Annotated in this window: 21 protein-coding genes; 4 read left to right on the top strand and 17 right to left on the bottom strand. The window is 72.8% G+C overall.

From position 1 onward, the window contains the following. Window positions 1-32: 32 nt before the first annotated feature. The 9 genes from OG618_RS08450 to OG618_RS08410 all read right to left on the bottom strand — a co-directional run bounded on the left by OG618_RS08450 (window position 33) and on the right by OG618_RS08410 (window position 12,617). Window positions 33-920, bottom strand: coding sequence for a phosphotransferase family protein (locus OG618_RS08450; RefSeq protein WP_329486680.1), 888 nt, complete (start codon window positions 918-920; stop codon window positions 33-35). Beyond that, window positions 917-1,417, bottom strand: a complete 501-nt coding sequence (locus tag OG618_RS08445) for an NUDIX hydrolase (RefSeq protein WP_329486679.1) — start codon at window positions 1,415-1,417, stop codon at window positions 917-919. The genes OG618_RS08450 and OG618_RS08445 overlap by 4 nt, the downstream gene beginning before the upstream one ends. Further along, window positions 1,414-2,787, bottom strand: coding sequence for an NUDIX hydrolase (locus OG618_RS08440; RefSeq protein ID WP_329486678.1), 1,374 nt, complete (start codon window positions 2,785-2,787; stop codon window positions 1,414-1,416). Before OG618_RS08440 ends, OG618_RS08445 begins: the two co-directional genes overlap by 4 nt. 670 nt (window positions 2,788-3,457) lie before the next feature. Then, window positions 3,458-4,567, bottom strand: coding sequence for a hypothetical protein (locus OG618_RS08435; RefSeq protein WP_329486677.1), 1,110 nt, complete (start codon window positions 4,565-4,567; stop codon window positions 3,458-3,460). Window positions 4,568-4,661: 94 nt separating this feature from the next. After that, the gene (gene fxlM / locus OG618_RS08430; RefSeq protein WP_329486676.1) at window positions 4,662-6,749 is read right to left on the bottom strand and encodes a methyltransferase, FxLD system; all 2,088 of its coding nucleotides are present in this window, start codon (window positions 6,747-6,749) and stop codon (window positions 4,662-4,664) included. A 31-nt stretch (window positions 6,750-6,780) separates the two neighbouring features. Next, window positions 6,781-8,037 (bottom strand): lanthionine synthetase C family protein, encoded by a 1,257-nt coding sequence (locus OG618_RS08425; protein WP_329486675.1) that lies wholly within the window; start codon window positions 8,035-8,037, stop codon window positions 6,781-6,783. Then, on the bottom strand, window positions 8,034-10,997 hold the full coding sequence (locus OG618_RS08420; RefSeq protein ID WP_329492042.1) for a lantibiotic dehydratase: 2,964 nt from the start codon (window positions 10,995-10,997) through the stop codon (window positions 8,034-8,036). The genes OG618_RS08425 and OG618_RS08420 overlap by 4 nt, the downstream gene beginning before the upstream one ends. Window positions 10,998-11,228: 231 nt before the next feature. Then, the gene (locus OG618_RS08415) at window positions 11,229-11,411 is read right to left on the bottom strand and encodes an FxLD family lanthipeptide (protein ID WP_329486674.1); all 183 of its coding nucleotides are present in this window, start codon (window positions 11,409-11,411) and stop codon (window positions 11,229-11,231) included. Window positions 11,412-11,795: 384 nt separating this feature from the next. Continuing rightward, window positions 11,796-12,617 carry a TauD/TfdA family dioxygenase gene (locus OG618_RS08410; protein ID WP_329486673.1) on the bottom strand — a complete coding sequence of 274 codons (822 nt, stop codon included), beginning with the start codon at window positions 12,615-12,617 and terminating at the stop codon, window positions 11,796-11,798. A 177-nt stretch (window positions 12,618-12,794) separates the two neighbouring features. Here OG618_RS08410 and OG618_RS08405 point away from each other — a divergent pair, with 177 nt between their 5' ends. Together OG618_RS08405 and OG618_RS08400 are read left to right on the top strand one after the other, a co-directional pair. Next, the gene (locus tag OG618_RS08405; protein WP_329486672.1) at window positions 12,795-13,226 is read left to right on the top strand and encodes an NUDIX hydrolase; all 432 of its coding nucleotides are present in this window, start codon (window positions 12,795-12,797) and stop codon (window positions 13,224-13,226) included. 3 nt (window positions 13,227-13,229) lie between these two features. Further along, the gene (locus OG618_RS08400) at window positions 13,230-14,378 is read left to right on the top strand and encodes a helix-turn-helix domain-containing protein (RefSeq protein ID WP_329486671.1); all 1,149 of its coding nucleotides are present in this window, start codon (window positions 13,230-13,232) and stop codon (window positions 14,376-14,378) included. Between the two features lie 92 nt (window positions 14,379-14,470). Here the strand turns inward: OG618_RS08400 and OG618_RS08395 are convergent, their stop codons facing one another. The 8 genes from OG618_RS08395 to OG618_RS08360 form a co-directional block, all read right to left on the bottom strand. Continuing rightward, on the bottom strand, window positions 14,471-15,406 hold the full coding sequence (locus tag OG618_RS08395) for an endonuclease/exonuclease/phosphatase family protein (protein WP_329486670.1): 936 nt from the start codon (window positions 15,404-15,406) through the stop codon (window positions 14,471-14,473). Between the two features lie 91 nt (window positions 15,407-15,497). Continuing rightward, on the bottom strand, window positions 15,498-17,381 hold the full coding sequence (locus tag OG618_RS08390) for a glycoside hydrolase family 15 protein (RefSeq protein WP_329486669.1): 1,884 nt from the start codon (window positions 17,379-17,381) through the stop codon (window positions 15,498-15,500). A gap of 39 nt (window positions 17,382-17,420) precedes the next feature. Continuing rightward, window positions 17,421-17,903, bottom strand: a complete 483-nt coding sequence (locus OG618_RS08385) for a hypothetical protein (protein WP_329486668.1) — start codon at window positions 17,901-17,903, stop codon at window positions 17,421-17,423. Further along, the gene (locus tag OG618_RS08380) at window positions 17,900-19,513 is read right to left on the bottom strand and encodes a helix-turn-helix transcriptional regulator (RefSeq protein ID WP_329486667.1); all 1,614 of its coding nucleotides are present in this window, start codon (window positions 19,511-19,513) and stop codon (window positions 17,900-17,902) included. Before OG618_RS08380 ends, OG618_RS08385 begins: the two co-directional genes overlap by 4 nt. Beyond that, window positions 19,510-19,734, bottom strand: coding sequence for a hypothetical protein (locus tag OG618_RS08375; RefSeq protein ID WP_329486666.1), 225 nt, complete (start codon window positions 19,732-19,734; stop codon window positions 19,510-19,512). The genes OG618_RS08380 and OG618_RS08375 overlap by 4 nt, the downstream gene beginning before the upstream one ends. Further along, complete coding sequence (locus OG618_RS08370; RefSeq protein ID WP_329486665.1) at window positions 19,734-20,258, bottom strand: LuxR C-terminal-related transcriptional regulator; 525 nt, start codon at window positions 20,256-20,258, stop codon at window positions 19,734-19,736. Before OG618_RS08370 ends, OG618_RS08375 begins: the two co-directional genes overlap by 1 nt. 55 nt (window positions 20,259-20,313) lie before the next feature. Next, window positions 20,314-21,780 carry a hypothetical protein gene (locus OG618_RS08365; protein WP_329486664.1) on the bottom strand — a complete coding sequence of 489 codons (1,467 nt, stop codon included), beginning with the start codon at window positions 21,778-21,780 and terminating at the stop codon, window positions 20,314-20,316. Further along, window positions 21,777-22,169, bottom strand: coding sequence for a roadblock/LC7 domain-containing protein (locus OG618_RS08360; RefSeq protein ID WP_329486663.1), 393 nt, complete (start codon window positions 22,167-22,169; stop codon window positions 21,777-21,779). The genes OG618_RS08365 and OG618_RS08360 overlap by 4 nt, the downstream gene beginning before the upstream one ends. 386 nt (window positions 22,170-22,555) lie before the next feature. Between OG618_RS08360 and OG618_RS08355 the strand changes: the two genes are divergently transcribed. Both OG618_RS08355 and OG618_RS08350 read left to right on the top strand, forming a co-directional pair. Beyond that, window positions 22,556-23,032: an ATP-binding protein gene (locus tag OG618_RS08355; protein ID WP_329486662.1), complete on the top strand. Its 477-nt coding sequence runs from the start codon at window positions 22,556-22,558 to the stop codon at window positions 23,030-23,032. Continuing rightward, on the top strand, window positions 23,029-24,021 hold the full coding sequence (locus OG618_RS08350; RefSeq protein ID WP_329486661.1) for an aldo/keto reductase: 993 nt from the start codon (window positions 23,029-23,031) through the stop codon (window positions 24,019-24,021). Before OG618_RS08355 ends, OG618_RS08350 begins: the two co-directional genes overlap by 4 nt. Window positions 24,022-24,062: the final 41 nt, after the last annotated feature.

The raw sequence follows: 24,062 nt of genomic DNA, 5'->3' as shown, positions 1-24,062 counted from the left end.
GAGACTCCAACCGGTAGTGAGGAAAAGGGTGTTCACGCAACGGGGTTCGGGTGGCGCAGCAGGTCGAGGACGGTGCGGGCGTAGCCGAGGACCTCCTCGTCCCGGTGGTGGCCCATGGCCCAGCGCAGCGCGGCGGGGCAGTCGATCGCGGCCCACGCCCGGCACGCCGCCCGCTCCTGCGGCGTGAGTTCGCGCCCGTATCCGGTGGTGAATGCGGCTCGCAGGTCGGGGCGACGGGGGGTGAGCTGGAGCGTGAGGCGCATCAGGTCGCGGCGCGCGGGCGCTTCGACGTGGCTGCGCTCGAAGTCGATGACCCCGAGCAGCAGCCGGTCGCCCTCGCGGCGCACGATCCAGTTCCGAGGGCCGAAGTCGCCGTGGCAGTAGGCGAGCGCCGTGCGCGGGGGTTCGTGGCGGGTCGCCTCGGCCAAGACGGTGATGTCCTCCTCCGGGAGGCGCGCCTCCCGGGCGCGGGCCAGCGCGCGTTCGCGCTCCTGGTCCCAGGGCAGGTACTCGCCGACGGGAGCGCCGGCCGTCGGCTGCGCGTGGATGACCGCGGCGAGGTGCCCGGCCTGCCGGTACACCTCCTGCTCCTCGGCGGCGGTGAGGTCGGTGCTGATGACCGGGGTGCCGGGCAGCGCGGAGGTGACGACGAGCAGCGACCGGGTGTCCTCGGCAAGCAGGGCCGGTGCCCGGCCGCTGCCGAGCCCTGGTGCGAGGAGACGGTAGGCGGCGGCTTCTCGCTGGTGCATGAGCGCGTTCTTGTGGCGCTTGGCGAACAGCCTGCGCCCGGCGGCACCGAGGACCTCCCAGACGACCGGCTGGCCGGCGCGATCGAGGGAGCGCGCGCCCAGCAGCTCGTAGTCCTCTGCCGTCGCGCGCAGCAGCCGGTTGACGTCGGCTGGCATGTCGGGGGCGCTCACGGGGTCCACCCGACGGTGGACAGGGTGCTGCCGCGGGTGATCTCGGCGAGCGCGTGGGCGGTGTAGGGGACGGTGTCGTCCGGCAGCGAGTCGAGCGGCCACCAACGCAGGTCCTCGCACTTGTGCGGCTCCGCGTTGCGCACGTGGCCGTCGTAGCGGGTGGGGCGGAAGAACAGCTGGAGACGACTGCGACCGTCGTCCGGGTCGAGGTGGTGCAACGTGTGGACGAGGACGAGGTCCTCCTCGCGCACATGGATGCCCAGTTCCTCGTTGGCCTCGCGGCACATCGAGCCCGTCACCGGTTCGCCCGCGAGCATGTGCCCGGCCGGCAGGTGCCACAGGCCGTTCGCGTAGCTGGTGTTGCGGCGCCGGCCGAGCAGCACGCTGCCGGTGTCGGTCAGGACGAGGTGGACGCCGACGACCAGGGTGATCGGATCCGCTCCGGCTGTCCGGGACGCGGTGACGGTGGGGCACCGGGTGTGCTCGGGTGTGTTCACGCGGTCCCCCCAGCGATCCGGTCGGCCGAGGCGGCGAGCAGCGGCAAGTAGTGCTGCATGTAGGGCGGGACCTTGAGCAGCGGCACCTCGTCGAGGGGGACCATGCGCACGGCCAGGCCCTCGTCGCCGAGTTGGAGGTCGCTCTCGGGGCCGGTCCAGACGGCGTGCAGGACCTGGGTGAGCGGGAGGCCGAGGTCGTGGTGCGGGCCGGGGAGGGGCCGCAGGTCGGAGACGGTGATCCCGGCCTCCTCGGCGACCTCGCGCGCAGCGGTCTCCTCGGCCGTCTCCCGGCCTTCGCGCCAGCCGCCGATCGGCGTCCAGTAACCGGGCCAGGGGCCGGGCCTGTCTTCGCGCAGGTTCATCAGCAGCCGGCCTGCGGGGTCGGTGACGAGGACGAGGACGCCTTCGAAGTCGTCGTCGGGCGGTGCGGGGCGCTCCAGGTAGAGCGTGAGACCGGAGCGGTGGGCGCGCAGCACTTGCCGGAGCCGCTGGTACCGGTCCGGGTCCATGAGCGCGCGCCAGTCGTGGGCGGTCTCGAACCGCCACTCGGTGTGCTCGGCCGGATCGAGACGGATCCTCGCCTGCTGCTCGGGGGTGAGGACGCCGCCGTCGAAGACATAGCCGCAGACCGGCACCGGGTACTCGGTACCGGCCTGCTCGTGGATGACGGCGACCAGGCGCCGCTGGGCGGTCACCTCGGGATTCTCGGCGGCGAGATCGAGGCCCAGCTCCTCCATGCCCTCGATCAGCGCGGTGGCGAACGGTGTCCGACCGTGCTCGACGTTGCCGCCGGGGAAGTTCCACACCGTCGGGTTGATGGTCGAGCGCATGCCGAGGATGCGGCCCTGCGGGTCGGTGATCAGGAAGCTGCCGTAGGCCGTGGGACGGGCGATGGTGGTGAGGTAGCCGCCGACCGGCCGCCAGCCGGGGATTGCCAAGCGGCGGGTGAGCCACTCGATCACCTCCCGCTGCCCGTCGCCGGTGGGCGGCAGGGAGTTCGCGTCCGCCCACTGGTGGTCGTCGTGGTCCGCGGAGAGGGCCACCGGGGTGCCGTCGGGGACGGTGCTGGTGAAGACGAACTGCCGCACCCGCCGCCCGGACTGGTTGGTGAAGTCGAGGTGCCGCAGGTACTCCAGCGGCAGGCCGGCGAGCCCGGTCTCCTCGGCCAGCTCCCGGGCCGCGCCCTCCTCCACGCCCTCGCCGTCGTCCCGGCCTCCACCGGGGTACTCCCACAGGCCGGGCAGGGCGTCGTGCGGGGCCCGGCGGATCAGCAGGATTCGGCCCGAGGCGTCGCGGACCACCACGCCGACCCCGATCCGCTCCCTGCCCTCGCGGGCGGCCAATGCGGTCAGTTCACCGAAGTCGATCACCGGTTGGACTCCTTGATCTCTCGGGCGGGCACGGCCCGCTGTTCGGGGCCGGGACTGGCCACGGGTCCTTCGGGCTCAGGTCGGCCACGCGGGCGCGCGAAACGCCGGTTCGGCACATACGGAATCTCCAACTCAACTACTGAACAGTCGAGTTGATGAACAAGCTACGGGCTGGAAGCGTCCGATGATGGTGCTGTTCGAGGGCCTTGTTCAAGTGGATTACCTCCGGGCGAGCCCGGGTCGAACGGGTTGTTTTCGAGCACCTTCCGGGCGCGCTCCAGGGCGTCGTCCAGTCGGCCGCGGAGGGCGGCGGGCAGGGCGCCGGAGTCCAGCGCGCAGGCGGCGAGCGAGCGTTCGAGCGAGGCTGCCGTGCCGCTGTCCAGGCGGCTGCGGGCGCCGGGGTGGTCGAGGAGTTCGTGAGTCGCGTAGCCGTCGCCTGATTCACCCGTTCGGCTGGTCAGTTGCCCGAAGGGTTTCGGGCGGCTGTCTGGGATCCCGTGCGGGTGTGGATCTTGGAGGCGTCTTCGCGGTAGGGAGGACGTCTCACAGACAGTGCCGGGATTCAAGGCCCATGGGCGGGCCTCGCCGCGGAGTGGTTTGGTATGACCGAGTCGCCTTTTCGAACTCGCTTCGGACGGGAAGTGGGGTGGGCTGCGGCCCTCTGTTGTGTTCACCGATGGAGTTGGGCGCTCAACGTCCGGGCGATGACGGCTTCGCTGGTGAGCAGGGCGCAGGACAGGCGGCGTCGAAGGTTGCCCGGGATCGTGCGATGCCCGAGGGCACACATCTCCACCGCGTCTTCGAGGGTCCGGGTCTGCCTTTCGGTGAGGATGGTGACGCAGCTGTGATGGGTGAGGACTTCGCGGGCTGCGTACCCGTCGCCGGCCTCCGCGATCCGGTCGGCCAGGGCAGACGCTTCGGTCCGTATGCCCGGATGGCTTGCGCCGCCGTCGATGTCGACGGCCGACAGCAGGAGGCGGGTGTGGAAGACCGCCAGATCGGTGCGGATCTCAAGCCGGGGGAAGTGGTCGAGCAGGGCGTCGATTTCGCTGGTGGTGGGTGGGTGGCCGGCCGGGTGGCACAGTGCGGTGAGGCAGGCGGTGACGGCGTTCTCCCAGGGTTCGCCTGGGGTGGTGTCGGTGAGGAGTTGCTGTGCACCGTGGTGGTCGCCGGTGGTGGCGTGGGCGAGGACGGCGACCTGGCGGCCGTCGAGCATGTGGGCGCCGACGCCGCGGTGCTTCTCGAGGTGGGCGAGGGCGTCCGGCCAGCGTCCGGCGGTGGTGAGGGCGCGGGTGCCGTCGGCTATGACGACCCGCCACAGCCACTGGCGTACCTCGTCTCGGTCGGCGTCGGTGGCGGTGAGGTGGGCCGGTATGTGGATGCCGTCGAGGGTGGCGGCCGTGGCGGCGGTGACCGTGTCGTAGAGGGTGAGGAGAAGCTGGTGGCCCTGGTCGGTGCGGCCGGCGCGGATGTGGAGCCGGGCGAGGTTGACGATCGGCTCCAGGGCGCGGATCGCGTCCATTCCGGTGAGCGGGGTGTGCTGCAGGTAGGCGGCGGCGTGCTGGTGGCACCACTGGCGGGCGAGGTCGGGCAGGTCCAGGTCGGAGGCCAGGAGCGCGGCCTGGTTGAAGACGCTGGACGCCAGGCCCTGGTATGCCTGGGTCAGGGCCGTGTCGGCGAGTTCGGTGAGTTTGTCGATGCGGGTGTGGAGCGGGAGGCACGGCGGCCTTACCCGGGCCACGAGGGGGAAGCGGCGGGCTGTCGCTCCGTGCGGGTCCATGCGTCCTCCCGGACGGCTGTGACGGGCTGGGGCCGGGTTCCCGCCACCCGCGAGCGGGCGGCGGGAACCCGTGGTGCTGTGTGCCGGGTGCGGATCAGCGCCAGTCGATGACGATCCGGTTCAGCGGGGTGTCGAAGGTGAAGCGGCCGGGGGCCGGGGCGATGGGCGCGGCGTCGAGCGGGTGCAGCTCGAACCGGGCCTCGCGGTCGCGGTACTCGCGGTCCCAGGTCCGCATGGCCTCGGCCACGCGGGCGGCCAGCTCGTCGCTGCCGGGCCCGTGGCCGACGACGCCGAACTCCCAGAGCTTGCCGCCCTCGGGGGTGCGCTGGTCGGACAGGCGCCGGGCGAGGTAGGTGAGGGCGCCGCCGTCGAACGCCGCGGTGGAGCTCGGGTACGGGTCGTCGGTGAGCAGGCCGCCGCGGGCCTGGCTCGCGAAGGGCATCTGGTTCAGGCCGCTGGGCAGCGAGCAGGACAGGAACAGCTCCATCCACTCCGGCGACTCCATCGCCCGGTAGAGCACGCCGGACCACACCTCGGTGCGGGGCTGGTCCAGGACGTCGGCCAGGGCCTGGGCGTCGACCGCCTGCTCGCTGTTGGTCTGCAGGCGCACCAGGCCGCTCGCCGTGACCGCGATGATGCGGCGCTCGTCGTCGGCGATGCCCCGGCGCAGCGGCATGAAGGTGTTCATCTCGCTGCCGGTGGAGGCCCACACGCCGTCGGGGCGTTGCTTGTAGGCGATGGAGCGCGAGACGCTGCCGCGCAGTCGCTGGGGGACGAGGAGCAGGCCGCCGGGGGCGAGTTGGGTGAGCCAGGCGTGGGGGACGCCGTGGGCGCCGACGGTGGCGATGATGCGGTCGTAGAGGCCGCCGTCGGGGTGGCCGAGTGCGCCGTCGCGCTGCAGGACCGTGACGTTGTCGAAGCCGGCCGCGAGGAGGTGGGCGCGGGCGCCCTCCACGAGGTCGGTGTCGACGTCGATGGTGGTGACGTGGCCGGTGGGGCCGGTCAGGTGGGCGAGGAGGGCGGCGTTGTAGCCGGTGCCGGCGCCGAGCTCGAGGATCTTGTCGCCGGGCTGGGGCTGCAGCTGCTCCAGCATGAGGCCGACGATGCCGGGCTGGGAGGCGCAGCTGATGGAGGTGCCGTCGGTGTCCTGCTTGATGTCGACGGTCCAGTTGGCGTATGCCTGTTCGAGGGGCGCCTTGGGGACGAAGAGGTGGCGGGCAACGGTGCGCATCGTGTCCTCGATGCGCGGGGTGCGGACGCGGCCGTCCTTGATGATCTGGTCGATCAGGGCGTTGCGGAGGTCTTCGGCGGTGGTGTCGGAGTCGATCGTGTCGGTGTTCACGGCGCCGAGGCTATTGCGGTCGGGGTTGGCCCCGGGCTGCGACGCGGTGGTGTTGCTCGTTCCCATGACTACTGCTTTCGCTAGTGCTGACATGGCGCTCTGGTCCTCCAGGGGGAGGCCGGCACGGTTGGCGTGGAAGACGATGTGGTGGGCGAGGACGGCGCGCAGGCCCCGGGTGAGGCGGCCTCCTGTGGCGAGGCGGGCGAGGGTCAGGCCGGCCTGTTCGAAGGCGAGGACCCACGCGGTGTGCTCCGCGAGCGGGCCGCCCGGGTTGCAGAGGACTCGGGTGTCGGCGCTCATGAGATGGCGCATCGCGGTTGTCGTCTGCGCGGCCCTGCCGGGCGGGAGCGGCACCGGGTGTGGGCGCAGTTCGGTGACCTTGCCCCAGACGTCGCCCTGCTCGTACCAGTCGAGGCCGGCGGCGCGCATCATGGCGCCGGCCAGCAGGATCGTGCTCTCGCGCCGGCCCAGGTGCCGGGCGGTGGGCGGCGGGGCGTAGGTGAGCAGGTGGTGGCTGTCGTGGTGGAAGAGGGTGTGGGCGGCGTCCATGGCTTCGGGGCCGCCGAAGGCGAGGGTCTCGGGCTCGTAGATGCCGTTGTTCCAGGAGACGATCCGGCCGGCGGCGGTGAGACTGTCGAGCAGGTCGGTGATGGCCGTGGGGGCGGTGTGGGCCTGGTAGCGCAGCGGCCACGGCTGCTTGTTCATGTACCACCAGCGGTGGAGGAGCCCCTCGGCTTCGGCCGCGGCCAGGGCCGGACCGAGGATGTCGGTGATGACCGGCTGGGCGCTTGGGCGGTCGGTGAACTCGATGGTGTGCTGGTGCCAGGGGACGGGGGGCATCCGGGGTTCCTCACGACAGGGTGGCGGGCGGTCAGGAGATGAGCAGGCAGGCGTCCCAGGCCGAGCGGGGTGGATCGGTGCTGCCGGCCGCGAGCGTGGCCAGGGCGACGCCGGCCGCGCCGTCGAGAAGACCTGGGCCGGCGTCCGGCGCGTCCACCAGCGCGACGGCGGCCTCACGCCGGACGGCGGTGAGCAGGGCGGGGACGAGGGCGCGCAGGCGGGGGGCGGTTTCGGGGAGGGCGTCGTGGGCGGCGCGGGCGGCGATGTGGGCGAGTCCCGCGAAGCCGTGGCACAGGGAGATGTCGGTGGTCGCGGCGAGCTGGGCGGGGTCGGTGAGGGCGTCGGCGAGGGCGTTCTCCGCAGCGAGTTGGCGGGCGCGGTCGCCGAGGGCGATGGCGGCCAGTTGCTGGGCGCGGCCCACACCGGCGGTGCCGTAGCACCAGGAGGGCCGCAGCGGCGCGTTCGGCGCGGCACGGTCGGTGCGCAGTTCGGCGGGGGTGATCCAGTACGGCCAGGCCGGTCCGCGGTCGGTGTCCTGGCGCCAACGGTCCAGCCAGGCGAGAACGGTGCTGATCCCCTCGAGCTGGCCCGGCACGGTGATGCCGTGGCGGGCCAGCCGGCTGAGCAGCAGGAGAGGGCCGGTGATGCCGTGGGCGGCGCCGGTGTTGGCGTGACCGCCGGGGAAGCGGGTGTCGGGGCGGCCGGAGGGCCCGCCCAGGGTCCACCAGCCGGGCAGTTCCCGCCCGTCGACGGTGAGCGGCTCGGCCAGGCGCACGAGGTACTCCAGGACGGCCCGGCCGACGTCGCTGTCGGGGTCGCGGTGCAGCAGGCGGGCGCCGTAGCCGGTGAGGCCGTGGATCGCGTCGAACTCGGCGAGGGCGGGCGGTTGCCCGTCGTCGATGCGGCGGTGCGCGGCGTCGAGCCGTCGCCGGGTGTCGGCGGCGAGCTGCTGATCGAGGGTGTGCAGGGGGCGCTGGTAGGAGCCGGGGAGGTGCTCGGCGGCGCAGGCCAGGGCGTGCGCGAGGGCCGGCGCGCCGTGGAAGGGGTGACTGTCGGGCCCGCTGGTGACGGGGGCCCGGGCGGTGGCCGCGAGCCAGTCGTGGGCCCGCTGCCAGGGCCGCAGGCCCCGGGCAGCGAGTTCGATGTGGAGCAGCGCGATCCCGGGGATGCCGTGGGCGAGGGACTGACGCCACCAGTCCTTGGCCCGGTAGGCGGCCGGTGCGGCCTCGGGCTCGGCGAGGCGGTCGGCGACATGGACGGCCAGGTGCTGTGCGGGGTGGGCGGTCATGCGTTCCCCCCGGCGGTTCGGGCCTTCCAGGCGAGGGCGGCGGCCCGCGCGAGGTAGAGGCAGATCGCCTCCTCGGGGAAGTCGACGGCGACGGCACGCACGAAGTGAACGTGGAGCAGGGAACCGAGCACGTCGTCGACGGCGATCCCGTGAGTGTCGGGGCCCGGAAGGTGCGCGCGGTATGCGGCCAACGCCGCGTCGCGCCCGGCCCAAGCCTCCACGATGGCGCCGCCGCCCGGCACCGCGCGCAGGGCCGCCCAGTCACCACGCGGGTCGGCAAGACGCACCGCCTCGGCGAACTGCGCACGGCGCACCCGCGCCGGGGCGGCAGGCGGGACGTTCTCGATGATCCAGTCAGCACCGGCGACGGCGCTGCCCAGGAACGCCGCGGCGATGGCGATGCTGTGCGCGGCGACCAGGGCCCGGCGGTCCGGGCCGGCCGGGCGGCGCAACTGGGCGAGCAGGGCGCGCGAGTCCGCCCGGAACACGTTCTCGGCCGCGTCCCAGGCCGCACCTGCGCCCCAGCGGCCCCACTCCGGGTAGGAGACGGGATAGCGGACCTCGCGCAGCAGCCCGGCGTGGTGCAGCTCGTCGGCCCAGCTGCTCACCGTGGCGGCCACCGGGGCGAAGCCGGCGGGGTCGGGCAGGGCGATGCGCAGCCGCAGGTGCTGGTCGGGGTCGCGGAACCGGACGTACCACCAGGGCGGTTCGCCGAGCCGCTGCAGGAGGTCGGGCAGGTGCTGGGCCAGCAGGGTGTCCTGGCGCCGTATGTCGCCGTAGAGGCCGGCGAGCAGGACGGTGGAGGCGGCGGGCGTCTGCCCGTGCTCACGGCCGGTGGTCCGCCGGCGAGTGGGTGCGGGCAGGGCCGGCCACTGCGGCGGCCGGGCGGCCTTGAGCGGCACGACGATCTCGTGGGCCCGGCCCTCGCACCAGCCGGCGTCCCGGGCGGCCTCGGTGAGCACAGCGGGGGCGCCGGCGTCGAGGTGGGCGCGCAGCAGCGCCCGGTGGCCGACCTCCTCCAGGTCCAGGGGCAGCAGCCGGTCCCCCTCCGTCAGCGAGACCTGTTGGGGGACGCGACGTCGGGAGCGACAGGCGGCGAACGCCGCGTCCCACTCGGCCCACGGGCGGGCCCGGGCCGGCAGGTCGGCGCTCTCCAGGCGCCAGCGCGCAGGGGACAGCACGGTCCGGCCGTGGCGCAGGCGCGGAAGGAACGGCATGGTCCGCGCCGCACCCCAGTCGAAGAGGGTCACCGCGGCGCACTGGGCGCGGCTGAGTTCGGCGAGGAAGCGGGCGAGCGGCGGGGTGTGGGTGTGGGGGTTCAGCGCGTGCATCGCGACGGCCTCCACGCGGCGCCCGAGCGTCGGCGCGGCCAGGTACATCCGCCGGCCGTCGCAGCCCACGGCCAGGTCCTGCAGGGTCAGGATGCCGTCGCCGGGCGGACGGTGCTCCTCCAGGGTGATCGCCGTTGACAGGATCCGCGGGGCGCGGGTGACGTGCGCGGTGTCCGGCTCCAGTGGCGGGAAGGACAGCTGGGCGGCCACCGTGTTGGGGTCGGCGCCCGGCAGGTCCGCCAGCTCGGCGGCGAAAGCGGCGCGGTGGGCCGGGTCCAGCACCTGCAGGAACCGGCCCGTTCCCACTCCTGCGCCCCGGGAGACGCTCACGACCTCCAGCTTGAACTTCCCCCACTCCAGGTCTGCGGTGCCGGCGGCGTGCACCCGCACCCCCAGCTCCAGGTGCGGTGGCAGCCGTACCCGGTCCGGCCCGAGGGAGAGGGAGGCGATCATGGCCTCGTCCAGGACCACTTCGTCGCGGCCGTCCAGTGCCGCGCCCTGGGCGAGGCGCACCAGGGCCTCGTCGCGGCCGGTGAGCGTGGGGCGGCGCTCGCCGGCCGTCGAGCCGGGGTAGCCGTCGGGGAAGCCGATACCGCTGTCGGCGACGACGTCCGTGACCGGCACCATCGAGCCGATTCCGAATCGCTCGTAGAACCGCTGGTGATACGCCTTCCAGGAGGCGGTGCCCCAGGGGGCGGCGCTGACCCGGGCCAGGGCCAGAGCGGCGCGTTCTGCCTCGCGCGCGACCGCGGGGGGCAGGGCGATCGTGGCGTCCAGCCGCAGGTCCACCGTGAGCGGGTGCCGTTCGGTGGGCAGCAGGTCGTTCATCCGCGCAGCCGCGCCCTGTCGGTCCGGGCGAGTCTGTTCGGCGGGCCGTTCCGCGCTGTCCTGCAGCACGGTGTGGATCTCGCGCAGCTCCTCGGTCAGGTCTGCGACCGGGGCGATGGCGCGGGCGCCGGCGGCCTCCAACTGGGTCACGAGGTGTCCGAGGGCGTCGGTCGATGTGCTGGGCGCGTGGAGAGCGGTGATCAGGGCGCGCCGGGCGATCAGTTCGTCGAGGAGAGCCGTCACCCGCTGGGGGCCGGCGGCGGGGAAGTCCGCGAGGAGTTTGCCGGTCAGGTCGTCCAGGCGTACCGGCGTGCGGGCCATCGCCAGGGCGGCGCTCACCGGCGCGGTGTGGCGCAGGGACACCTCCACCGCGGCGCTTCGCTGCCCGTCCGGGCTCGGCTGGTACGGCACGATCAGGCGGTCCCCGCGCACCGACAGCGCGCTGTTCGCGATGACCGGGAGGCGGCCTCGCAGCTCCGGGCAGGCTTCGAGGCGGGCGATCACGCCCGCCAGCCAGTGGGCGGAGGCGGAAGCGACCGCGCGATGATCACTGCCCCAGCGGGCCGCCGCGCTTGCGCCGGTGCCGGCGCTCGTTACGCCGGCGAACAGGCCGAACGGCGTGGCGCGGCTTGTCGCCCGCAGGAGGTAGCGGGCGAGGGCCAAGGCGGAGCGCCGGACATCGCGGGCCAACGGGGCGGTGGCAGTGACCAGGGTGCGCATCTGCGCGGCAAGTGCCGGGCTGGCCAGGTGCAGCCCCTCGGCGAGGTCCTGCAGCTCCCACACCGAGCGCAGCCACTCCACTTGTGAAGCCGTGGTCGCTGCGTCCGGGACGGGATCGGTCAGGTCGGGCCACGGCGGCAGGTCCCGCGCGGGGTGGGCGACGGCGCGCACCAGCGCCATGCCGGCGGCGCGGAACGCCTGGGTCTGAGCAGCCACGAGTGCCTCCGTACGGTCGCGGTGAGGAAGGGGGCGGTCGGTGCCGCCGCGCGCGTTGGTAGCGGCGGCACCGACCCGGTGGTGCTGGGGTGCCGGTCAGGCGACGCCGGTGGTGCAGGCGCCGCAGGTGGAGCCGCAGTTGTCGCCGGTGATGTTGACCAGGCGGGCCGCGTCGGTGACCTCCACGAGGGTGACGTCCAGGTCGAAGCCGTCCGACGTGGCGCCCTGCGGGTTCTGCGGGTTCACCTGGGTGGTGCCGTGCGTGATGCTGTGGGTCATGTCAACTCCTGTTCGAGAAATGGTCGTTGTTGCTCTGGGACAATTGCCTCTGTTCGGAGCGCGGTCGACCGACCACGCTCGCGGGCGGTTGTGACCGCCTCCGGGAGGCACCCTGCTGTCGGGCCTACATCGCGAACCTCCTGCCAGTGGACGGGTGGGGCCGGCCCAGTACGAACCGGCCGCCGAACGCTGCCCCCGGCCCGGCTGCGCGGGATCGCGGCTCGTGCCAGGCATCGCGGCCGACAGCGATCGGGTTGTTCGCTCCGGCCGAAGCCGGGTTTCCGGGGGACACCAAGGGATGGTGGTGTCCCCCCGGCTCCGCCTGTCCGAAGTGCCCGATCGGGCCTCGGGGGCGGAAGCTGTGAGGTGCTCGGACCGTTCGCACTACGTGGCGATATCCACGCCGTCACCCGCCGGGGCCAGCCGCGGCGCGGTCCAGGGGGCCGGGAACCCGCTGTCCAGGCCGAGAACGGCGCGCGGTTCTCCCAGGGCCCGCAGCAGAAGCCGGGCCCCGACGAAGGCGGTGCGGCCGTGCAGAACGCGGTGGTTGTCCAGGACGAGGCCCTGTCCGCTGGCCAGGCGCGTGCGGGTGGTGTTGTGCTCGACAGCGCGGCGCAGCGCCGGCAGGTGGGCTTCGGCGTCCGGGGAGAACCGGGCGAGGGAGTCCTGGCGCAGTCGCAGGCGCCACCGGCCGTCGGGCAGGTGTTCCAGAACGGGGGCGAAGTGGCCGTCCGCGCCGCCGAAGTACGCGGCCCGCGGCGCCGCGAGGGCCTCCAGCGAGGTCGGGTGGAAGCCGGCCAGCTCGGCGAGGACGGCCCGGCCGTCCACCAGGAGGGTCTCGCCTCCCGAATCGGCCGTCCGGGCGCAGGCCAGGAGCAGGAGGCGGGGCGGGCGGGGCAGCTGGGCGCACTCGGTGTGCAGCGAGAGGTCGCCGCGCCCGAGGCCGGCGAAACCCGCCAGGCCCTCGTGCCGGCCGGTGTCGCGCACGACGGTCAGCCCGTCCGGGTCGGCGTCGCGGTGCTGCCACGGCTCGGCCATGAACCGCCCGGCCGCTTCGAGCACGTCGTCGCGCCCGCCGAGGCGCCCGAGCTGCACCAGGCCGTGCTCGCGCAGCACGCCCGCGGCACGCTCCAAGGCCCCGTCGGCCAGGGCGCCGAGGGTGAACTCTTCGTCCACGGCGGGCACCGGAGTGTGGGAAGACGGCATGGAGGATCCCCCTCGTGAGAACGGGCGGATGGGCGAGGACACACTCTCCCGGGCGCATCGATCCCGAGTGAAGTGACAGATTGTCAAAGCCCGATGACCGGCTGCAGGGCGCCTGCGGCGGCGGCCGGCTGCTACGTTCGACGGGCCCGTGCCCGTCCGTGCGCCATGGAAGAAGAGATGACCGGACCTTCTGAACAGCCCTATGTGCCGCCGAAGTTCCCGATCTCGATCAAGGGCGTCGTGCTTGACCCGCGAGGACGGGTGCTGCTGCTGAAGAACGAGCGGGCCGAGTGGGAGCTGCCGGGCGGGAAGCTGGAGGGACCGGAGACTCCCGAGGAACGGGTGGAGACCGAGATCCGCGAGGAGTGCGGCTGGACGGCCTCCGCCGGTCCGCTGCTGGATGTGTGGATGTACGAGCCGCTGCCCGGCCGGCGGGTGTTCATCGTCACCTACGGCTGCACCGCCGCTGACGCCCACCGGCCCCCGGTCGTCAGCCACGAGCACAAGGAAGCCGCGCTCTTCCACCGCGACGAGGTGCCCTCCCTGGTCATGCCGCAGGGGTACAAGGACTCCATCGCCCGCTGGTACGAACTCCAGGGCTGGGCCTGACCGGTGGCGCGCCGAGATCCGCACAGCGGAATCCGCTGGCACTGGACGACCCCCCGGGCCCAGGACATCCTGCGCCGTCGCAGCCTGCCCGAGATCCTCGCCTTCTACCGGCACCTGAACCAGCTCCCGCAGGAGGAACTCGGCACCCTCCTCGGATACTCCACCTCCTACATCTCCCGCGTGGAGACCGGAAGCCGGACCATCACCGACATCGGCGCGCTGCGGCACATTGCGGAGCGCCTCGGCCTGCCACCCCACGTCTTCGGCATCACCGACGACGCCGACGGAGACCACCACGCCATGATCCAATTCGGTGAGAGCGTCCTGCGCCTGGCCGAGATCGCCCGCCAGGCCGGCCAGGCCGCCGCGGCCGTCGACGAACTCTGGCCCCTCGTCGCCCGCCTCGAAGCCAGAGCCGCCGACGGCCACACCGACACCGATGTCCTGCGCCTGCTCGCCCGCGCCCGCGTCGGGCTCGGCGTTGCCCTCGGCCACGTCCTGCCCGAGGAACGCCTCGCCACCGCCGCACGCTGGACCGGCAAAGGCGTCGCCATCGCCCGCCGCCTCGACGACCGGGCCCTGCACGCCCATGCTCTGCGCCATCACGGCAACGAGTTGCGCAAGGCGGGCCTGCACCACGCCGCACTGGAGCGCCTCGGCCGCGCCCGCGACCTCTCCCACACCCCGGACGACCGCGCGGCGGCCGTGATCCTGCTCGCCCGCGCCGCCGGAACGGCCGGTGCCACGACGGTGTTCGACGAAGCTGTCGCAGAGAGCCGACACCTGCTCGACACCGTCAGCGTCACCCCGCTGTTCTCCGAATTCACCCTCCACGAGGTTCAGCTGCGCGGCCTCGCCGCGACCGGCCGCGTGCCGGGCGCCGCCGAACTCCTGGAACGCGCACCCGTACCGGGATTCCAGACCAGCCCGCAGTGGCGCATCATCTCCGCGATCACCGCAGGCCAGATCCTGCTCCGCCGCGGCGACCAGGACGCCGCTGGCGAACAGATGCGCGCGGCCCTGCACGGCGCCGAACTGCACCGCCTGCCACACCAAGTTCAGCGGGTCATCCGTGCCAGCAGTGGACTCCCAGATGTCCGCGAGCAGGCGCAGGGAACCCTCACCCGCCTGCGGGCGGACATAGCAGCCTGAGTAGCCGGCGCAGGTCACTTGTCTTCCCCTCCTTGGGATTCGGCCCTGGGGCCCGCGACCACGACCGACCTGGCCACGGTCTTCCTGCGTCTTCACTCCTCGAGGGCGGCGCAGGCGCGACTGGGGCGCCGGTAGTCGAAGGTGCGGTGCTTCTCCAGCCCGGTGATGAAGGCGTCGGCGTCCCAGACCGAGATGGTGAGCGGGTGGTCGGACAGGTCAGGCAGCGGGACCACGCGGAAGTCCCGCAGGGCCGGGAGCAGGACGCGCGACGCTCTCTGGAAGTCGATCCGCTGGGCCGGTCCCTGCCGCTTCCTGGTGGCGGGGTCCATGCTCGCGGTGGCGGCGAGAGCGTCGGCCTGGCCGAGGTGGGTGGCTGCGTGCAGGGCGACGTCGTCGATGCCGACGGCGGTGAGGATCCGGTCCGGCTCGGTGTCGGTCACCGAGCCACTGCGGGTGCGGTGCTCCTGGTGGGCACGGTCCAGGAGGTTCGGCCAGTCGGGGAAGGGCTGCTGTTCCCGGTCCGATCCGCTGTAGGAGTTGAAGTCGCCGCCGAGAAGTACGGCCAGATCGGGCCGTTGCCAGGTGGTCATGTTGTCGGCCTCGATCTGGCGCCGCGCCGGCGATCGGTAGCCCAGGTGAACCGAGGCGAGTTGGAGCGGTACTCCCGTCTCGGCGTACCGAGTGGATACCACGCACGGCGGCAGCCACCAGTCCTTCTCCTGCGGCCAGACGCCGGTGACGCGGAAGGTGTCCTCGCGGATGAACAGGCCGGTCGGGTTGTGCGACTCCGCGGGCGCGGAGGGGGCCATGAAGCCGCGCATGCCCAGCATCCGCTCCGCCTCGTGGAGCAGCCGGCCGCCGTCGGCGGCGGAGTGGCTCATCTCCTGCCGGAACAGGACGTCGAACGAGTAGCTGCTGCTGAGGATCTCGTGGGCTTCGTGCCACTTGTCGAAGTGGCCGCCACCACGGGGGGACTTGGTGAAGCCGTCATGGTCGAGGTTGAAGGATCCGATCGTGATCGTGGCCAAGGCGCTCTCCTGGAGCAGTCGGCGGGAAGGAGGGTGTGGATGAGGGCAGGTGTGCGGGACGAGGCGTTCCGGCGCGGAGCGGGTCGGCAGGTCAGAGCGAGGCGGCGACCGGCGTGTTCTGCCGGGGCACAACGATGGGCCGGGCGGCGTGGACCTCGGAGGCGGCGAGGGCGCAAGCGGCGTTGACAAGTGCGAGGTGGCTCAGGCCCTGAGGGGAATTGCCCAATTGGTCGCCGGTCAAGGGGTCGTACTCCTCGGCCAGGATTCCGACGTCCGAGCGCAGGGCGAGCAGCGCGTCCATGCGTTCGCGGGCCTCCTCGGTGCGGCCGACGAGGGCGAGCGCGGCCACGAGCCAGAATGAGCAGGCGACGAAGGCACCCTCGTGGCCTACCAGCCCGTCCACGTTGGCGCCGGCCTCCTGGTGGGTGCGGTAGCGCAGCACGAGGCCGTCGTAGGTGGCCAGTTCGCGTTGGATGGCCTCGATGGTGCCGATCACCCGCTTGTCATCGGGCGGGAGGAAGCCAGTCTGAGGGAGGAGCAGGAGGGAGGCGTCCAGCTCCCGGCCGCCGAAATACTGGGTGAAGGCGTTGCTGGCCGGGTCGTAGCCCTGGCCGAGCACGGTGGTGTGGATGAGAGCAGCGTGCCCGCGAAGCCGTGCGAGAGCAGGCAGGTTCGGGGCCGGACGGCGCTCCAGCAGCCTGACGGTCCGGTCGAGCGCGACCCACGCCATGATCTTGGAGTAGGTGAAGTGCCGTTGGGGGCCTCGGATCTCCCAGATCCCCTGATCGGGCTGGTTCCAGGTGGTGGCGACGACACCGGCCAGTCCGAGCAGGAGCGCGTCAGCCGCCGGGTCGGGTTCGAGGCCGGCATCCTCGGCGGCCAGCAGTGTGTCCGCGACATAGCCGAACACGTCGAGCTGGAGCTGGTCGGCGGCGCCGTTGCCGATACGCACCGGGAGGGAGCCCTGGTAGCCGGGCAGGTGGTCCAGCACGGTCTCGGGCAGGTTGCTGCCGCCGTCGAGGCGGTACATGATCCGCACGTCGGCCGGGTCGCCGATCGTCTCGATCATCCACCGGCGCCAGGCCCGTACCTCGGGGAGGTAGTCGCCAGTGCGCAGCAGTTCCCTGGCGGTGAGCGCGGAGTCCCGCAGCCAGCAGTACCGGTAGTCCCAGTTCCTCTCGCCACCGATCTGCTCCGGCAGGGAGGTGGTGGGGGCAGCGATGATCGCGCCGGTCGGGGCGTGGATGAGGGAGGCGAGGACGGCCAGAGAACTGAGGACCGCGTCGCGGTCCGGGCCCGTGCGGGTGCAGCGGGCGCTCCAATCGTCCCACTCGCACAGGGTGGCGGCCAGCGCCCGTTCGGCGTCGGGGATCGGGGGGACCGGGTCGCCCGGCTGCTGCCAGGTCAGCGCGTATGCCGCTTGCTGCCCGGTGCTCAGGACGGTGGTGGCGGTGGCGGTGCCGTGCCGGTTGATCCGGTAGTCGAGTCCGTCCAGCCACAGGGTGGCGCCCTTGTGCTCGGCGGCCAGGCGCCGAACTCCCCCGGGGCCGATGGTCGCGCCCAGGCGGAGGGGGGCCCGGCCGTAGTCGGGGGCGAGCAGGACGCGGGAGGTCACGGTCACCTGCCCGCGCAGGCACGTCGCGAGGCGGATCACCTGGGCGGGCCGGTCGTCTCCGTAGGCGGGCATGAACTCGGTGACTCGCAGGGTTCCGTCGGGCAGCTCCCACACCTGGTCGAGCACGAGGGAACCGGGCCGGTAGGCGCGGCTGGTGGCCGGGGTCGGGTGGGCAGAGGTAGGGGCGAGCGTCCAGGAGCCGTGTCGGCGGCTGCCGAGGAGGCCGGCGAGCACGGCCGGGGAGTCGAAGTCCGGCAGACACAGCCACGGCATCGCGCCGGTGGCGGTGACCAGGGCGGTGGAGCGGCCGTTGCCGACGGGCGCGAGGTCTCTGATCGGCGGCTGGTTGAGCTCGGGCATGCCGGTTGTCCTGACATGGTCGGAGGGCAGAGTGGTTGGTCAGCGTCGGCGGGTGCGCGCTGCGATCCGTGCCACGGTGGTCTCCACGGTGGTGTCGAGCGTGGAGTGCACCGGCAGGGAAGGAAAGTCCCTGGCCAGGCAACGGCGGGTGGCGGCCTGCCAGGCGGGGAAGGGCGGGCAGCCGACGACGATCGGCGGGCGGAGCCGGTTGGCGAGGTAGGTGCGGTGTGCTTTGACGACGGGCCACGGGCCGAGTGGGCGCCAGGCCAGCAGCACGTCGGCTCTCGCCTCGGCCCGGTCGAGCCAACCGTTGCGCCATGGCAGTTCGGTGTCGCCGGGCACGTAGGGGTCGAGCACAGTACCGGTGTAGCCGCATTCGGCGAGCAGCCGCACGGCCCGGGTCTGCCAGCGCGGGCGTCCGGTGGACGCTCCGGTCAGCAGGACGACCGGTCCGCTGCCTGGGTCCGGCAGGGCGGGCGCCCGCAGATGCTGCGGACGGCCGGGGGCAAGCGCGCGGCTCACCGGGCTGCGGGGGCGTGCTCGTCCTCGGCCGCTGGGCAGCGGCGGCGGGGAGCCGAGTGGCCGGCGGAGGGCCGGGACGGCGATAAGCGAGGTCGGCGGCGCGGTGCGGCAGGAGATATGGCGGGTTCCGGGTCGCTGGCGGGCGGCGGGAGGGGCGGGGCGACGGCCCCGGTGATCAGGGCCGCAGCGACGGCGTGGGTGCGGCTGCGGCGCGGGGAGAGCGCCTGGATGGCGCGTGCCTCGGCGGCGCGGGCTTCGCGCTGGGTGAGGCCGACCGCGCGCACACCGCCCGGGTCCAGGGCGCCCGCGCACATCAGGGCGAGGACGGCGCGTTCCGCCTGGTCCAGGTCCGGGGCGCGTGCGGGCAGTTCGGCGCGCAGATGCCGGGTGTCGATCAGTTCGGCGGTGATCAGACGAGCGACGAGCTCGGTGTCGTCCGTCACAGCGAACCGGTGGCGGAGCGCGGCCAGCTCGGACCTGACCAACTGCTCACCGACGGCGAGCCGTTCGCCGATCTGGTCGGCGCTGTGGCCCCTGGCGGCCAGCTCGGCGATCTGCCGCTCCCGCGTGGTGATCGCGGGCAGCGGACTGCGGCGCGGCACCGTCCGGGCGGCGGCGGTCGCCGTGGTCAGGACCTGCCGGGGACCGACCGCCGCCGCCACCGGGGCCTGGTCGCCCGTACACACCACCAAGCACTGGTCGGGAAGCGCGCCGAGCTCGTGGGCAGCTGCCGCGTAGGCGGCTGCCGGGTTGGGGGTGCCTTGGCGGATGGCGCCCGACCAGGCGCAGGCGAGCCCCGCCGCGGTCACGTTTTTGACCACATCGGTGGCCCCTGGCGGAATCACCAGCGCGCACGGCACCCCGAGCGCGAGCGCCCGGTGGACTAGGCGCACGACCGTCGGCGTCCTGTTGCGGGGCGCGGTGCCCAAAAGGATGTCCGCCAGGGTGGGCGCGGTTCCGAGACCGGCCAGGGCTCCCAGGTGCACGATCACCCCGGCGACCGAGCGCAGGGCCTCCTCGAACCGGCCCGCCGGTCCGGGGCCGTTCGGCGAGTGGGCTACCGGTCGGGCGGCAGGTTCGGCATCGCTCGACTCCTCTTCCTGGAGTGGGTGGGTGCGGCCCTGGCCCGGATCGGCCGCCATGGGTGTGGTGCACAGAACGGAGAGGCTCTCGTCGTCCTGGTCGATCAGCTGGTGCTCAAGGGCGATGCGCACGGCAACCACACGGTGCGCGGTGCCGAGGGCGTCGAGGACGTCCTGCTCGCGGCGCCCCGCTGTCGTCTTCGAGACTCGGAGCGCACGGGCGGTGTGCGGCCGGCTGCCCCCCGCCGCCCAGATGCGCAGGATCAGGGTCTGTTCCCCGGTCAGGATGGGAGGCCCGGTCACCGGTTGCGTGTGGGGGAGCTGGCCCGACTGCCAAGCCCGCGCGAACGCGTGGACCCGTCCCTGTGCGTCTAGACGGACGAATGCCTGCGCCAGGTAGCGCTTGACGGTGTCGGGCCCCAGCGCGAGGGCCGCGCTGATCTCCCTGTTGCTCATCCCTGCGCCGACCCGGTCCAGGACGGCAGCCTGCTGGGCGGTGAGCTTCTTCGGTGCCGTTCGAGCGCTCACCGCACGCCCCCTCGGGCGCGGCCTGCGCCCAGTACGCCGGCCGCGACCAGTAGGGCCAGGCCGACGGTGTAGGTGGTGCCGGCCAGCACCACCGGTCGGTGCACCGCGTCCGCGTGCTCGTACCGGACCGCCGCCGCCGTCGCCGCACCGGCCGCCATCGCCAGCAGCAGGCAGGCCGCCCCCGCGAGCAGGCCCGCCAGCAACCGCGTCCCGCCCGGCATCAGCTCGCCCCGGCTGGCTGCGGCACCGGCTCGACGGCCTCGCCGAACGCGGTGTCCGGCCAGTCCTCGCCCAAGGCGCTCAACGGGACAACGCCGGAAAGGAGGGCGAGGGCCGCCGCCTGCTGCCGGGAGCGGACCCCGAAGGTGGTGAGGATCTTCTGCACGTAGGTGCGCACCGTGCCCTCAGCCAGGCCGAGCCGCTTCGCGGTCGCCTGCGGTTCCTCCCCGGAAACCAAGCCGACGAGGACCTCCCGCTGCTGCGCGGGCAGCGGTACGCCGGTGGGGTTGACCACGGGAACGTCCTCGGTGCGCACCCACCCCCAGCCCACGCCCATGGCGGCGGCGCGGTAGCGGTGCGGCGTGCCGAGCTTGGACGTCAGCGCGGTGACGGTGGTGGTGACGGACTTCTCGGGGATGCCGGTGGCGCGGCTGACCGCCGCGTTCAGGTGGCCGCCGGCTACCTGGCGCAGCAGCAGGATCTCGGCCTCGGACAGGTCCGGCCGTTCGGGCAGGGAAGCGGGCATGGCGAAGCTCCTCGTGGCGAGTGCGAGCGAAAAGGAAGAGGGAGGCCGCAGGCCTCTACCGGGCGGGGCGGGGCTGGTCGAGCGCGGCCAGCAGGTGGGGACCGATCCGGCGGGCCGCGTCGGGGCCGATGGTCAGGATCAGGTCGCCCCGTTGAGCGAGGGACACGGCCAGGTCGTCCGGGCCCATCTGGCAGGAACCGGGCTCGGGGATCACGAGCGTGCCGCCGGAGGCGGCGCGGACCAGGGCCTCGATGCCGTCGGCGTGGCGCTGCGAGCGGACCGAGGCCGAGTGGACGGGCATCAGCACCGTGTGGTCGGCAGCCGTCAGGGCTTCGGTGATCCGCCCGGCGAGCGCGGCGGTGCGCAAGTGGCCGACAGGCTCGTAGAGCACGACCACGGCGCCCTCGGTGAGCATCCGGGCACCCCGGAGGTCGGCGGCGATCTCCTCGGGGTGCTGAGCGCGGGACTCCAGCACGGTGACGCCGCCGACCGTGCCGAGGCGGGTCAACGACCGCTCGACCCCCGGGAACGCGGTCAGCCCGTCGGCGAGATCCGTGCCGGACAGACCGAGCGCCCAGCCGGCCGCGAACGCGGCCGCGACACCGAGGGCGGCCGTCGTGCCGGCCACCGGCACGGTGACGATGGACCGCTCGCCGCCGGCCTGGATGGTGAGGCGGTGGTCCTCGCCGCTCCACAGCAGCCCGAGGACCGCCACGTCCATGCCCTCGCCCCGGCCCACCGACACCACCCTGGGCCCCGGGTGGCGGCGCAGCCGCTCCACCAACTCGTCGCAGCCGACCTGGCCGGACCACACCACCACGGTCTCGCTGCGGCGGGCGAGGGCCTCGATCTGCTCCAGCGCCTCCTCGCGGGTCAGGAAGGCCGGGGGCGCCTCATCCACCCCAGTCACCAGCGTGACCGTCGGGCGCAGGCCCGCGCCAAGGGTTCGGTGGCGCCAGCCAGGCGGTTCGGCCTCGTGGACTGCGCCGTCGGGGCACACGTCCACCACCAGGACCTCGCCGCTGCCGTCGTAGCCGGGCGCGTCGCCGTACGGTGCGTCGTTGAGGATCCAGCCCGGGTCGCGGACGGCGAGCGCGCAGGTAAGGGCGGCGGCGGCCATCGCGGTGGAGTGGCTGCCGACGACGGCCACGGTAGTGGGCGCTGTGCCACTCAGTAGCTCGACCGCCCGGGAGTGGCCCATCGTGGGGAGTCCCCTGCCGGTGGCGAGGTCCAGCATCTCGGGCACTGCCGCGCCGTCCCCGCCCCAGATCAGCGAGGTCGTACGCGCGTCCGGGTGTTGCAGCAGGGCCCCGGAGCGGCTGAGCCGCGAGAGAAGTTCGGAGTCGCGCTGTGCCTGCGACGGCGCCACTGTCACCCGGGCGCCCCTGCGGGCGAGATAGGACGCAAGCCCGCTCATGCCGGGGCTGTGCGGATCGGGGAAGTGGGCTGCGGCCAGGACGGCGGGCAGCGGCAGCGGGCGCTGCCCGGCCGGTGCGAGCCGATCGGCCGGGGCCGCACTCACGCCGCCACCGCCGCAGCGAGGCCCCGGTCCGCGAGGACGATCAGCCGCGCCGCGATCTCACCCAGGTCCGCTCCCTCGGCGCCGACCACGGCCAGCATCGAGTGATCGGCCGCGCCCACCAGCGTCATGGTCCGGCCGGCGCGGTCCTCGATCACGCTGTGTCCCCAGGGGTGCTCGCCCGAGGTGAGGTGGCCGACGACGCCGACGCTCCTGGAACTCATCGCGCCCAGGCCCGACATCAAGGCGGCCCAGGTGTCGGCCTCGTCGCGGCCGATACCCGGCGAGGTGCCGAGGACGAGCCCCTCGGAGCTGACGTGGATGGCGGCGACGGCACCGGCGGTGCCGGCCACCAGGTCGCCCAGGACCGGGAGATGCGGGTGGGGGTTCACGGTTGCTCCTTGGCCAGATGGTGAGGGGCGGTGACGACGGCGCCGGTGACGGCCGGGCGCGACGGCTATGGGTCCTGCCCCCGCAGCAGCCGCGGACTGCCTTGAAGGCGTTTCCACGACCTCAACGGGGCCGACGGCTCCACTCTGCGGCGGGGCGGACGGCAAACCAGTGCCATGGCGGTGCCAAGTTCGTTGAATCTCAACGCAATCTGTTCCGCAGATTCGTTCTGTACGGGATGGTTTGCCATGTTCTGGCGATGGCACCTCAGCTCCCGACGGCGCCGGATTGGCACTGGCTTGGCACTGGTTTGCCGCCAGCGCTGCCTGATGGTGAGAGGGCGGGCAGGACCACCTGCATCCGAGGGCTACGTCGCAGGGAGGCGCCGGTGGGCTTCGCAACCTCCACCACGCTTGGGCAATTCCGACTCGGCGACCTCATCGGCGAACGTCGAACCCTGCTGAACACACGGGTCTCGCCGTGCTCCTACGCCAGGACCATGGTGAAGCAGGTCGTCTCCGGATGGGTTTCCGCTTCGCAACTCGATGACGCCGTTCTGGCCACCACCGAGGTCGTGGCCAACGCGATCAACCATGCGGACGGTGCGGAGGAACTGACCATCCGCTGGTATCCGAGCGGGATCACCATCGCGGTGAGGGACGCCAGGAACGGGGCGGACACCATCGCCCGCCGAGCATCCGTCCTTTACGATCCGACTTGCTTGGGCTCCACCGACCAACTGACCGAAGGGGGGCGAGGGCTGGCCTTGGTGGACCACTGCGCGACCGCATGGTGTGTCGAGCTGGTCCCCGGCGGCACGGTCGTCACCGCACTCTTCGGCCCGGAGAAGGACGTGGCTCGGTGACCCTGTCCAGCCCGGCTGCACGCCACCTGAGCAGGACGATCCAAGCCCACCCGCTCGGCGTCGGATGCCGTTCGACCGGCATCGGTGGCCTGCGGCAGGACCGCGAGACGCTCGGCGCACTTCGTGCCGCCGTAGAAGCCGGCGCGACTCTCTTCGTCACGGCGGACACCTACGGCCAAGGCCACGCCGAGCGAATTCTCGGTCAGCTGATCGAAGAGCACCGGGGCGCCGGACTCCAAATCGTCACCAAGATCCAGAATGTCGGAACCGCGCCCCACCCGTACGCATCACCTCACGTGCGTCACCAGCTGGAGCAGACCCTGGACAACCTCCGGGACGACCATGTCGCGCTCTACGTCCTGCCGAGTCTCGACTTCGGGCCGGACGACCGCTACCTCCATGAGGCAGCCGAAGCCCTGACGGCGTTCCGGCGCATGGGAGTCATTGGTGCCATAGGACTGCGCGGCCCCCATCCGAGTCGAACAACCGGGGCCGACCAGACGCAACGGTTCGCGAAGGTCTTCGAGGTCGTCCAACCGGACGTCGTCCTGACCCGCTTCAATCCGCTGCAGCCGCTCGTCATCGTTCAAGGGGAAGATCTCTTCACATTCACGCGGCGACGCAAGGTCGGGGTACTTCTCTGTGCTCCCCTGGCCAGAGGCACTCTCGCCGACACCCGCGGACGCATCTCACCGATGCCTGACCTTCCCGCCTCCGCGTGGGCTGCCCTTCGCCGAGGACTACGACCGCTCCGCGAGCATGTCTCACACCTTCCGGGCGGTGAGGCGGCAATCGCCCTGCGGCACTGCATCGAGCAGAGCCCGAACACGGTCGTGGTCGCCGGCTTCGGCAACCGTCGGCATATCGTCCAGAATTTCACCAACTTGTACGCGTTCGACGAGTCCGACATCGAACTCGCCGACAGCGTCTATGCCCCGGTACGCGCGGAGCTGCACCACCACACCCTGGACCTTGCCAAGATCCAGTGACCGGTGGAACCTCAGTTCGGCTTGCGAATCTCAAGCCGAAT

This window comes from Kitasatospora sp. NBC_01246 (assembly GCF_036226505.1).
GTDB lineage: Bacteria > Actinomycetota > Actinomycetes > Streptomycetales > Streptomycetaceae > Kitasatospora.
This window is presented reverse-complemented; position numbering and strand designations above follow the sequence as displayed.